Below are 12,530 nucleotides of genomic sequence, written 5' to 3' on the forward strand. Positions count from 1 at the left end.
GCGCCGGAGGCCGGTGATCGGCAATCATAACGACCGACGGAAGAGAGGGCAATGGCCGACTGTGGGCATCGGATTCATGATTGACAAGGCCCATTTCCCTTGCGCAGGATCTTAAGGTGCCGTCAAGTTCTTCAGAACCATCGAAGGTATTGGGTGAGCGTACAAAATGCTGAGTGACAATGCCCTGAGTGAATCCTGGCTCGCCCGGTTGGCGGGCGGCAGCGGAGTTCCGTTCCTGGATGTCGTGTCCCCTGACGGAGACGCGCCGGAGTACGTCCTGGAACCCGCAGTCACCGAGCGGCTGGACACCCTGACGGGCGGCGACGCGACCGGCCTCCTCCTGCTGACCGTCGCGGCCACCCGGTTCGCGCTGGCCGCGCTCGAGGGGGAACCGCGGCATGTGATCCTGGTGCCCGTGCCCACCCAGTCGCCCGGGGCGGGCACGGGGACCGGCACGGACGCAGCGCCACACGAGCTCGCGCTCTGCGCTCCCCTCGACCGCGAGGCACCGGCCTCGGCCTTCCTGACGGCGCTGCACGCCGAACTCGAATCCGCCCTGCCCCTCGCCTGGCCCGACCGGGAGGTGATCGCCTCCCGTCTGCAGCTCGCCGGTGTGTCCGTGGGCCGTGCTCTCGGCCGGCTCGGCGTCGTGTGCGAGGAGGCGGGCGGCAAACTGCTGCAGCCGGTCGGCCTGTGCCTGACCCTGCGCCGGGCGGGCGGCCGGCTGACCCTGACCGCCGAGGCGGACGGCGAGCTGCCGCTGGCCGCGGCAGCCCTTCTTCGCTGCACGGCGGCCGCCCTCGCGGAACTCGGCCGCTCACCTCGGCGGCCGGTCGCGGAGCTGGACGTCCTCGGTCCCGTACAGCGCGCCGAACTGGAGCGGTGGTCGGGCCTGCCCGTCGCGGCGGACTTCGCCGACGCGACCCTCACCGGCATCGTCAACGACGCCGCGGACCGCTTCCCGGATCGCGAGGCCGTGTCCGACGACACCGTGGTGTGGAGCCACCGGGAGCTGGCGCTGCGCTCGTCGCGCGCCGCGCGGTCGCTCACGCTCGACCACGGTGTGAAGCCGGGCGACCGGGTCGCACTGCTGCTGCCCAAGAGCCCTGAACTCGTGCTGGCGGTGCTGGCGGTACTGCGGGCGGGCGCCTCGATGGTTCCCCTCGACCCCTCGCACCCGCCGGAGCGGGTCGCCCGTCAGCTGCGCCTGAGCGGAGCCGTCTGCGTCATCTCCGCAGAGGACGAACTGCCCGGAGAAGTGGCCGTCCCGGTGGTGTCCCCGCAGGCCCTGGCCACCGCCGACGGCCCCGGGGCGGCGGCCGAACCGGGTCCCGACGACGAGGCCATCCTCTTCTTCACCTCCGGATCGACCGGCCTCCCCCGCCCGGTGGCGCTCACCCACCGTCAGCTCGCCCACAAGACCCTCACCTCGGGGCGGCTCCTCGGTTTCGACGAGGAGAGCCGGTGCGCCCTGCTGTCGGCGGTGACCTCCGACGCCCTGACGTACCAGATCTTCACCACGCTCGCCGCGGGCGGCTGCGTGGTGGTCATGGGCTCGCCCCAGACGCTCTCGCCCCCGGAGTTCTGGGCGTCGACGCGACGCCTGCGCGTGAACGTCATCAACTGTGTTCCCTCCCTGCTCGCCGTGATGGCCGAAGGGCTGCCCGCAGGAGCCGCCGAAGAAGTCCGCATCTGTCTGCTGGGCGGCGATGAGATCCCGGCGGGGCTGCTGCCCCGGCTGGCGGACCGACTGCGCGTGGGCACCTTCGGCAACCTGTACGGGCCCACCGAGGCCACCATCGAGGCCACCACCTTCACCTGCCCCGGATCGGCCTTCCCCGAGCTGACCACCGTCCCGGTCGGCAGGCCCTCCGAGGGCTTCGGCGTGCTGGTGCTCACCCCCCACGGGGACCACGCACCGCCCGGCATCCCCGGCGAGATCCACGTGCTCGGCCCCGGCGTGGCCCGTGGCTACGCCGATGACGAACCGACCGGCCCGGGGCGGTTCTGCGAGCTCCCCGCGCACCCCGGCGTCCGGGTGTTCCGGACCGGCGACTTCGGCCGCTGGAACCGCCGGGGCGAGCTGGTCTTCCTGGGCCGCCGGGACAACCAGATCCAGATCCACGGCAACCGGGTCGAGCTCGGCGAGGTGGAGGCGTCCCTCAGCTCCGTCGCGGGCATCGTCGCCGCCACGGCCCTTCCCTTCACCGCCCCCTCGGGACCGCCGACCGTCGTGGCCGTCTACACCTCGGACCAGGATCTCGAACCGGCCGACGTACGCCGCCGACTGGAACTGCGCCTGCCCGGCTACATGGTCCCGGGCCGCATCCTGCGACTCGACGAGCTGCCCGTCACCCTGCACGGCAAGATCGACCGCGTGGCCATCCTGGCCCATGTGGCGAGCCTGGACGGCCAGGTCTGGCAGCCTGACGACGAAGCCGACCGCACCGCCACCCGGATCTGGGCCGACGTGCTCGGCGCCGCCCCGCGCGCCGGCGACGAGGACCTCTTCGCGGCGGGCGGCCACAGCCTCACCGCCACCGACCTCGCGGGCCGGCTCAGCGCGGCTGCCGGCGGCGGCGTGATCACCGTCCGCGATGTGTTCACCGCCCGCACTCCCGAAGGGTTCGGCGCGCTGCTGCGCCGCGCCGCGGCCGACGGGTGCGCGGACCCCGCCGTCCGGACACCGTGGCCCGAGACCCCGGACCCCGTCCCCGCGAGCAACGCCCAGCGCCGGATGTGGTTCCTCGAGCAGTACGAGGGCGGGGAAGTCCGCCCGTACAACATGGTGGAGGCCTTCCGGCTGCCCGGCTCCCACGAGGCGGCCGACGTGGCGGACGCGCTGGAGCGGACGGTGCACAGGCACCAGGCCCTGCGCACCGTGTTCCGCGCCGGCCCCGACGGCCTGCACCAGATCGTGCTGGCTCCCGAGCGGGCCCGGCCCGGACTGCGGGTCCACCGGGCGGGCGCCGAGGGCGCCGCCGGTCTGCTGCGGCGCATCGCGGATGCCGAGCAGCGCCACGTGTTCGACCCGGCCGAGGGCCCCTTGCTGCGTGCCCACTGGCTCGTCGAGGACGGGCGCCCCGGCGGCACGCTCCTGCTGTCGATTCATCACAGCGTCTGCGACGGCTGGTCGTTCGCGGTGATCCTGCGCGATCTCCAGCGGTTCCTGGGCGGCAGGGAACAGGTACCGGAGCCCACGCAGTACGGCGCGTACGCGCTCGGCCGGTACGACCGCCCGGACGAAGCCGAGAGCAGCGCGTTCTGGCAGCGCACCCTGGACGGCGCGCCCAGCGTCGACCTGCCGCTCGACCGCCACCGGCCGACGGAGCGCAGTTCGGCGGCGGGCACGGTCCGACTCACGCTCGGCGAAGACACGACCCGGTCCGTGCAGGACCTGTGCCGACAGCTCGGCACCACCTCGTTCACGGCGATGGTGGCCGCCGTCCGTGTCCTTCTGCTGCGCTGGAGCGGGGCCGAGGACATCGTGCTCGGCACGGTCGTCTCGGGCCGTGACCGTCCCGAACTGGCGGACTCGGTGGGGCTGTTCGTCAATACCGTGGCGCTGCGCACCCCGGTCGGGCCGGAGCTCGGTTTCACCGATGTGGTGGCGGCGGTGGCGGCGCACGCGCGGGAGGTCCGCACCCATGAGGAGTACCCCTTCGAGAACCTCGTGGAGGCAATGGGGCGCGAGCGGATCACGGGCCGCAATCCGCTCTTCGACGTGCTGGTCGAGGCCGCCGTCTCCAGTACGGACCCGCTGGGCACCGAGGAGGGCCCGGCGGCCGAACACATCCGCCTGGACAGCGGCGCGGAGGGGTTCGACCTCGCCTTCAGCTTCGGCGAACCCGGCCCGGCCCGGCCGATCGAGGTGGCGATCACCTACCGCGAGGACGTACTGGACGCCGCGACGGCGCACCGGCTCGCCGGCCAGCTGGACCACCTCCTGACCGCTCTGGCGGACGCCCCCGAGGCCCCCGTCGGCGCAGCCCCCCTGCTGCCCGGTGCACAGCGCGCCGCGCTCATCGCGGCCGGTACCGGGGAGAGCGCCTCTGCCGCGCGCACCGCGGGCACCCTCCTCGACCTCGTACGCGCGCAGGTGCAGCGCGCGCCCGAGGACCGGGCCGTCGTCTGCGGCGACCGTGTTCTGACCTACCGCGCTCTGGACCGCCGGGCCGATGCCCTGGCCGCCCGGATCGCCGCGGTGGCACCGACCGGGCCCGACCGTGTGGTCGCGGTGCTGTGCGAGCGCTCCGAGTGGATGCCGGTCGCGTTGCTCGCCGTCCTCAAGACCGGTTCGGCGTTCCTTCCCCTCGATCCGCAGCAGTCGCCGGCCCGGATCGCGCGGGTGCTCCGCGACAGCGGCGCGGTCGCCGCCGTCACGTCGGCGGACTTCACGCAGACCACGGCCGCCGAGGGCCTGCCCACGGTGACCGTCGGCGACGCGCCCGAGGACGCTGAGGTCTTGGGCGCTGAGGTCTTGGACGAGCCACAGCCGCTCCGCGCCGCCGGCCCCGCCGACCTCGCATATGTCGTGTACACCTCCGGCTCCACCGGAACACCCAAGGGCGTCATGGTGGAGCACCGCGGCATAGTCAACTCCGTCCGGTTCCGCATCGATTACTACGGCCTCGACTCCGACGGGGCGGTCCTCCAGGTCGATCCGATCCATGCCGACGCCGGCATCGCCGACGTGTTCAGCGCGCTCGGTTCGGGCGCGCCCATGGTGATCGTCACCCGGGAGCAGTTGCTCACTCCCCAGGATGTGGCCGCGGTCATGCGGCAGCACCCGATCCGCCACGTGCTGCTCGTGCCGAGCCTCTACCAGATGCTGCTCGACGAGGTCGGCCCGGCGTTCCGCGAGGTGCGCGAGGTCGTGCTCGGAGGGGAGCGGGTCACCCGGGCGCTCGCCGCCCGGCATGCCGAACTCCTGCCCGGCGTCCGGCTGTTCAACGAGTACGGTCCGGCCGAGGACAGTGTGGTGACCACGGTGGAGCCGGTGGACGGGGCAGGGGCCCCTGGCACGCCGGACACGCGGTCCGGGACGGCTTCCCGCGACGCCTCGATCGGCCGCCCGCTGCCCGGCAAGTGGGTGGATCTCCTCGACGAGCGGGGCGGGCTGGTGCCGCTGGGGGCTCCGGGCGAACTGTGCATCGGCGGAGCAGGCCTGGCCCGCGGCTACCTCGGCGACGCGGAGCTGACCTCCGCCCGCTTCGTGACCAGCCGGGTACGCCCGGGAGAGCGCATGTACCGCACCGGCGACCTGGCCCGCCGACTGCCCGACGGACGCCTGGAGTACCTGGGCCGGGCCGACGACCAGCTCAAGATCCGGGGCAACCGGGTCGAGCCGAACGAGGTGGCCGCGGTCCTCGCCGAGGCACCCGGCCTGCGCAACGCCGCCGTGCTCCCGACCACCGGCGCCGAACCACGGCTGGTCGCCTACGTGGTCGGTGACGCGGACCCGGCGGCGCTCCGCCGGCACCTCGCGGGGCGGCTGCCCGCCTACATGATGCCCGCAGCCTTCGTGCGCCTGCCGGCCCTCCCGGTGGCCGCGGGCGGCAAACTCGACCGCCGGGCGCTGCCCGCGCCCGACGAGGCCCTGGCCGCGGCGGACTCCCCTGCTGCCGCCCGGCCGTTCACCCCGGCCGAGCAGCGCGTCGCCGACGTGTGGACGCAGATTCTGGAGCGTCCCGTCACGGACCCGGACGCGAACCTGTTCGAGATGGGCGGCCACAGTCTGGCCGCCGCGCGCATCGCGCACGCCCTGCACGTCAAGGTGCACACCGTCTTCACCTTCCCGACCGTCGCCGCGCTCACCACGGCACTGGAAGGGCAGTCGGCGCAGGCCGCAGGGGAGCGAGGCCCGGTCGCGGGGGCGTCCTCGGAGAGCGGGTTCCTGCCGCTGTCCCGGGCACAGCACCGCGTCTGGCTGACCTCACGGTGGGCGGGCTCGGACACCTTCATCATCTCCGACCTCGTACGGCTGGGCCGCCGGATCGATGCCGGCGCGCTCCGCAGCGCCCTTGGTGCCGTCGTCGAGCGCCAGGACATGCTGCGCGCGCAGGTCCTGCCCCGGGGTACGGATGCGGAGCTGACCGTGCTGGACCAACTGCCGGACGGCGCCCCGCTGGTCGTGGTGGATCTGCCCGGCGCGGACCCCTCGGGGCCGGAGGTCGCGGCCGCGCTGCACGACGCCCGACGGGTCAGCTTCGCCCTCGACAAGGCGCCGCTGTTCGAAGTGCGGCTGCTCGCAGGTCCCGTCGGCGGTGATCTGCTCACCGTCACCGCCCACCACCTGATCTACGACGGCGCGAGCGTCGACGTGCTGCTGGACGACCTGTTCACCGCGTACGAGCAGGCCGTCGCGGGCGAACCGCCCCGACTGCCCCGACTCCCCTACACCTACCAGGAGTGGGTCCGTGAGGAGCAGGAGTGGCTGGCCGGGCCTGAGGCGGAGCGCGAGGTGGAGTTCTGGCGGGAGCGGCTGCGCGGCGTCGCGGAAGGGCCCGATCCCGTGGACCCGGCCCGCCGGCGCAGCCGCCGGGGTCGGACCGCACTGGTTCACCGGTCCCTTCCCGCAGCCGTGCTCGGCGGCGCCCCCGCGACCCCGTTCGCACAGGTGGTCACCGCTTTCGCCCTCACCATGCACCACCGCACCCGGGCCACCGACCTCGTCGTCGGTTTCGCCGCGGGACTCCGCCACCGGCCCGAGGCCGACGCGCTGATCGGCTACCTGGTCAACGCGGTGCCCCTCCGGGTCACGCTGGACGACGCGGTGACCGGGAGCGAGTTGCTGTCCCGGGTCCAGATCGGGATCTTCGAGGCCTACGAGCACTCCCGGCTGCCGTTCGACGTGCTCGCGCAGCGGCTGGCGCTGCGCGCGGAACCGGGCCGCAGCCTGCTGCTCGACCTGGGCGTGAGCTGGGAGAACGCGGGCCTGCGCCCGGAGAGTTACGTGGTCGAGGACCTGCTGGTGAACGATCTGCCCGCCACCAGTGACCTGTGGCTGTACGCACGCGTCAAGGGCGACGCACTGCACCTCGACCTCACCTACGACGACAACCTGCTCGACGAGGCGGAGGCCGACGGCTACGTCGATCATGTCGCCGCGGTGCTGCGCACCTTGGCCGCCGGCCAGTCCGCACCGCCCACCGGCCCACCGTCACCGACCCTGCCCCCGACCCCGGAGCCGTCCGCACCCGGCTCTGTTTGGAGCGACACACACTATGACTTCTGACACCGCCCTCAGCCGTACGGGATGGGGCGACCGTGACTGAACCCGACCTGACGCAGCGGCTGTGCGAGCTGTTCGCCACGGCACTTGAACTGGACGAAGTCACCCCGGACACCGACTTCTTCGTCGCCGGCGGACACAGCCTGTCCGCGCTGGAGCTCTCCGTGGCCGTGGAGGAGGCCGTCGGCGTGCGGGTCCGCGTGCGGGACATCTTCGACGCCGCCTCGCCCGAGCTGCTCGCGGCCCGGCTGGCCGGCCTCACCCCCGGAGCGGTGGAACCCGCCGAGCCGGCCGCCTCGCGGCCACGGCCCGCTGCTGCGCTGCCCGGAGCCGAAGTCGCCGAAGCCACGCGCTGGCTGTGGCTCGAACGGCAGCGCGGGAACGGCGGCTGCGATGCCTACACGGTGCCCTGTCTGCTGGACGGCGAGGGTGCCGTGGACGTCGACAGGCTGGCGGCTGCGCTGGACGGCCTGGCGCGACGCCACCCGGCGCTGCGGACCGTCTTCGTCGAGGCCCAGGGCGAACCGCGGGCGGTGGTCACCGACGACGTGCCGCCGTTGGAGGTCACCGACCTGCGCGGGCACGACCAGGGCGACACCCGGTTCGACGCCTTGGTGGAGGAGCGCCTGGCAGTGCCGTTCGACCCGTCGACCGGCCCGCTCATACGGACGACCCTGTTCCTGCGCCCCGACGCCCGGTGGTCGCTCCTGCTGCTCGCGGACCACCTCGTGTGTGACGGACGCAGCCTGGAGATCCTCGCCACGCAACTCGTGGCGGCCTACGCGGAGCCGGCCGCCGTCGCGCCGCCCGAGGACCGGCCCGCTCACCGCCCGTCCGATCAGGAGGCCGCGCTCGACCACTGGCGTCGCGTGCTCCTCCCCCCTCCGGCGCCGCTGCCCCTCCCGGTGCGCGGTCCGCGGACGCAGCGGGCCGCCGGCAGCGCCACGGGCATCGCCGTGCGGGAGATCGGTCCGGACGTGCTGCGACAACTGACGGACCTGGGCAGGCGGCACCACGCGGGCCCGTTCGTTCCGCTGGCCGCCGCCGTCGCCCGTACCCTGGTCGGGATCACGGGCAGCACGGACATCTGTCTGGGCACTCCCGTGGACCGGCGGGCCCGACTCGGTGCGAACGACGCGGTCGGCTTCCACGTCGCGACCGTCCCGCTGCGGCTGCAGGTCCGGGACGAGGCTTCGGCGGACGACCTCGTCGATCAGGTCGCGCAGCGCACGGTGGACGCGGTGGACCACAGCGGGGTGGCCTTCGACACGCTCGTGGCGGCGCTCGCTCCACCGCGGTCCCCCGGACGGATGCCGTTCTTCGACGTGTGGGTGGCCCTGTATCCCCGCATCGACACCGGCCCGTGTCTGCCGGGCGGGATCGCTCTGCGCGGCGGGCCGATACCCCAGCGCGTCGGCATGTTCGAGCTGTCCTTCCAGTTCGTGGAACACGCGGACGGCATGCGGCTGTGGCTCCAGTACGACACCGAGCGCTACGCCGCGGACACCGCCGAGCGGATGGCCCGGCGGCTCGTCGACGAAGTGGCGCGCCTCCTGCGGGACCCCGCGGAGCCCGGAGCCGAAGCGGCGCTGACGCACCGTGCCTTCAGCGGCTTCCGGTTCGACGCCTGAACCGACCTGTTGCCCCTGCACATGAGGAGACGAACCATGACGACGTCCATCAGGCCCCGGACCGGGACAGAGCTGCGGCTGACCGCGGCCGAGGCCCGGCAGGTATCCGAACTGACACTGCGCCTTGCCGAGCAGTACCTCGCGGCCGACGACGAACGGCTGCTCCAGGACCTGCCGTTGCTCACCGCCGAACTGCCCGTCCGGGTCCGGCGCTTCCTGCGTGCCTTCTCCCTCGACCAGGCACGCGGTTTCTGCTCGGTCAACGGCCATCTCGTGGACGACGAGCGCATCGGGCCCACGCCCGAGCACTGGAAGGACGAGACCCGGATCCACCGCGAACTGCCCGAGGAGATCCTCGTCCTCCTCTACGGTTCGCTGCTCGGCGAACCGTTCGGCTGGGCCAGCCAACAGGACGGGCACCTGGTCAACGACGTGTTCCCGATCCGCCAGTACGAGCGCGAGCTGCTCGGCACGGGCAGCAAGACGCCGCTAACCCTGCACACCGAGGACGCCTTCCACCCCTACCGGGCCGACTACATCATCCTGTCAGCGCTGCGCAACCCGGGCGCGGTGCCGGTGACGGTCGCGGAGGCGGACTTCTCGGTACTGCCGCAGGACGTCCTCGACGTCCTGTTCCAGAGCCGGTTCCGCATCGTTCCCGACAAGTCGCACCTGCCGGAGAACAACACGGTGCGCACCGACGAGGACCGGCTGGTCTTCGAGAACATTGCGCGCCTCATCGACGGGCTCGGCCCGGTGCCCATGCTGACCGGCTCCCGGTCCCACCCTCTGCTGTGCTTCGACGCGACGCACATGTCGGCGCCCGAGGAGGACACCGTGGCCGTACGGGCCTTCACGGCGGCGGCGGAACTGCTCGACGCCGGCCTGACCGACTGCCCGCTCGAGGCCGGCAGCTGTGTCTTCATGAACAACCACCGGGTGGTGCACAGCCGTAGTGCCTTCGAGGCGCGCTACGACGGCACGGACCGCTGGCTCAAGCGGGTCAACGTCACCCACGACCTGCGCAAGTCCCGTGCCATGCGCCGGTCCGTCGGCTCCCGCCTGATCGGCTAGCCGACGGCCCGCACGCCGCAACGACAAACACTGTGCCCGGGGCAGGGATGCCCCGGGCACAGTGTTTGTCGTTGCGGCGCGGCTACGCCTCGTGGTCCGGCTTGGCCTTCCGGATCAGCTGGGAGACCTCGCGGACCGTGGGGGTGTCGAAGAAGTCACCCAGGTCGATGCTCACGCCCAGCTGCTGTTCGATGGCGTCGATCACGGAGATCGCGAGCAGGCTGTGCCCGCCCTCGTCGAAGAAGTCCCCGTCGGGACCGATCGGGCCGGCGGCGAGGACCTCCTCGAAGATGGCCCCGACCCTCGCCTCCAGCTCGTCGCCTCCCGATCCCGTCAGCGACGGGGAGGACGCCGGTGCCGGGGCGGCGCCGGTCTCGGCGAGACGCACCAGGGCGCCCCGGTCGATCTTGCCGCTCACCATCCGGGGCAGCTCGTCGATCAGCGTGATGGAGGTCGGCACCATCGCGGGCGGCAGTGCGGCATTGGCCCGCGCCCTGATCTCCTCCACCGTGGTGTCAACGGCTTCCAGCCAGGCCGCCAGCGCCGGAGCGCCGTCGGGGCCGCTCACCACGGCGACCGCCGTCTGGCGAACTCCCGGCAGCAGTCCCAGCACGCTCTCCACTTCACCGGGCTCCACCCGGTGGCCGCGTATCTTCACCTGGTCGTCGGCCCGCCCGGTGAACTCCAGCATTCCGTCCGGACGCCACCAGACGAGGTCACCCGTGCGGTAGCTTCGTCCACCGGGCGCCTCGGCGTCGGCCACGAAGGCCGCCGCCGTCAGCTCCGGCCGGTTGCGGTATCCGTCCGCAAGGCCGTGTCCCGCCAGCCTGAGCTCTCCGACGAACCCGATCGGCAGGGCCCGGCCGTCGCCGCCGGTCACGGTGGCGACGGTGTTGGCGATGGGCCACCCGATCGGGAGGCCGGGGCCGGCGGCCGTGCCGTGGTCGAACGCGGTCGCGCCGACCGAGCTCTCCGTCGGGCCGTACTCGTTGATCAGCCTGACTCCGGGCAGCAGTTCGTGGTGGCGGCGCACCAGATCGGGTGTCGTGGCCTCGCCGGCGACCGTGACCGCGCGCAGTGAGGCCGCGGCACGCGGGAGTTCGCCCAGCAGGACCCGGTAGAGGCTCGGGACGGTCGTGAGGTGGGTGATGCGGTGCTGTTCCGCCAGGTCGGCCAGCTGACGCGGCAGCAGCTGGTGCGTGTCCGCGAGGACGAGGCGCCCGCCGGAGGCCAGCACCGGGAACAGGTCGGCGACCGAGCTGTCGAAGGCCAGAGACGGCAGTTGCAGCAGCCTGGTGTCGAGGTCCAGCCCGTGGTTGAGGCGCTTCCAGTGCACATAGCTCGCGATGGCACGGTGCCGGATCTCCACGCCCTTGGGCCTGCCGGTCGACCCCGAGGTGTACACCACGTACGCGAGGTCGTCCGGGAGCGGCCCGGGCCGGCCGGTCCCGGGCTCGGCGGCGGGGCCGCCGACCGCGGCCTGGATGTCGATCACCGGGGTGGTGAGGCCGACGGGCAGGCCGGTGAGCAGGTCGGGCGCGGCGAGGACGGCTGCGCACTCGGCGTCGTCGAGGATCTCGGCCAGCCTCGCGGCCGGTGACCTGGGGTCGAGCGGCACGTAGGCCGCGCCCGCGAGCAGGGTGCCGGTGATCGCCGGCACGGCGTGGATCGTCTTGCCGGTGAGCACCGCGACCCGGTGTCCCCGTCCGATGCCCGCTGCGTGCAGACGAGCCGCCACGGCCTGCGCAGCCTGCCAGAACTCGCGGTATGTCAGGGACTCGGCGCCGGCGACGACGGCCGTACGGTCCGGGTTCGCGCGGACCGCCTCCTCGATCGGCGCCGTCAGCGTCGTGGTGAGGCCCTGCGGTTCGAAGCCGCGTCGGCCGAGCGCAGTGGCCGCCGCCGCATCGTCCGCTGTGGCGGACGCCAGCGCGGCGGCGGGGCCGTGCGGATCGACGAATCCGGCCAGGACACGGGACACCGACCGCAGCAGGACTTCCAGGAACCAGGCCTCGGCGCGATCCGGTCCGGCCTCGGCCACGAGTTCGCGTACGCCGTCCGCACCGGACTCGGTCAGTCTCAGCTCGATGACGTCCTGCTGGGACGCACGGGCGGCGAGGCCGGCACCGACCCGGGCCGAGCGGACCAGCACCGCGCCGGCGAGCGCCGCCTCGTCGGTCACCACGGGCGCCGACCGCAGTGCCGAGTCGGCGGCCCGGACCAGATCGCCGACGGTGGACCGGGCCGCGAGCCCGATCCCGGACAGCACCGGCCCGGCCGGACCGGACACGGCCACCACCGGCTCGTCGGTGTGCTCCGCCGCGCCGACCACCACTGCCGTTGCCGCGGTGAGGGCTACCAGTTCTTCCAGGGGACGCCCGCCGGAGACCTTGGCCAGGCCCTCGATGGCGGCCGCGGTCAGCGCAAGCCTGGCGTGGGCCGGTGCCGACTGCACGGCGCCCGTGCGTCGGGGGCGGATCGTGGTGGCGGGCACAACAGTGTCGGATGTCATGGGCACATTCCCTTGCTCGGGGACGAATGAAGACAACTGCCCGTTGGCCAAGCGGCGTTCTCCACGGCGCGTGAGCCGC

At 73.1% G+C, this 12,530-nt stretch carries 4 protein-coding genes; 3 read left to right on the forward strand and 1 reads right to left on the reverse strand.

All coding sequences use genetic code 11. From position 1 onward, the window contains the following. Positions 1-244 precede the first annotated feature (244 nt). Genes AB0M76_RS17045 through gntD form a run of 3 tightly spaced genes read left to right on the forward strand, consistent with a single transcriptional unit; the run spans position 245 to position 9,939 of the window. Positions 245-7,237 (forward strand): amino acid adenylation domain-containing protein, encoded by a 6,993-nt coding sequence (locus AB0M76_RS17045; protein ID WP_365953578.1) that lies wholly within the window; start codon positions 245-247, stop codon positions 7,235-7,237. 32 nt (positions 7,238-7,269) lie between these two features. Further along, positions 7,270-8,865, forward strand: coding sequence for a condensation domain-containing protein (locus tag AB0M76_RS17050; RefSeq protein WP_365953579.1), 1,596 nt, complete (start codon positions 7,270-7,272; stop codon positions 8,863-8,865). A gap of 36 nt (positions 8,866-8,901) precedes the next feature. Then, positions 8,902-9,939 carry a guanitoxin biosynthesis L-enduracididine beta-hydroxylase GntD gene (gene gntD, locus AB0M76_RS17055; protein WP_365953580.1) on the forward strand — a complete coding sequence of 346 codons (1,038 nt, stop codon included), beginning with the start codon at positions 8,902-8,904 and terminating at the stop codon, positions 9,937-9,939. Positions 9,940-10,021: 82 nt separating this feature from the next. Here the strand turns inward: gntD and AB0M76_RS17060 are convergent, their stop codons facing one another. Then, positions 10,022-12,451, reverse strand: coding sequence for a non-ribosomal peptide synthetase (locus AB0M76_RS17060; RefSeq protein WP_365953581.1), 2,430 nt, complete (start codon positions 12,449-12,451; stop codon positions 10,022-10,024). Positions 12,452-12,530: the final 79 nt, after the last annotated feature.

This window comes from Streptomyces sp. NPDC051364, from assembly GCF_040682115.1.
Classification (GTDB): domain Bacteria; phylum Actinomycetota; class Actinomycetes; order Streptomycetales; family Streptomycetaceae; genus Streptomyces.

Bases quoted from the DNA above. Each gene is read 5' to 3' on its own strand.
- gntD (WP_365953580.1), top strand. From the start codon at position 8,902: ATGACGACGTCCATCAGGCCCCGGACCGGGACAGAGCTGCGGCTGACC.
- AB0M76_RS17060 (WP_365953581.1), bottom strand. From the start codon at position 12,451: ATGACATCCGACACTGTTGTGCCCGCCACCACGATCCGCCCCCGACGC.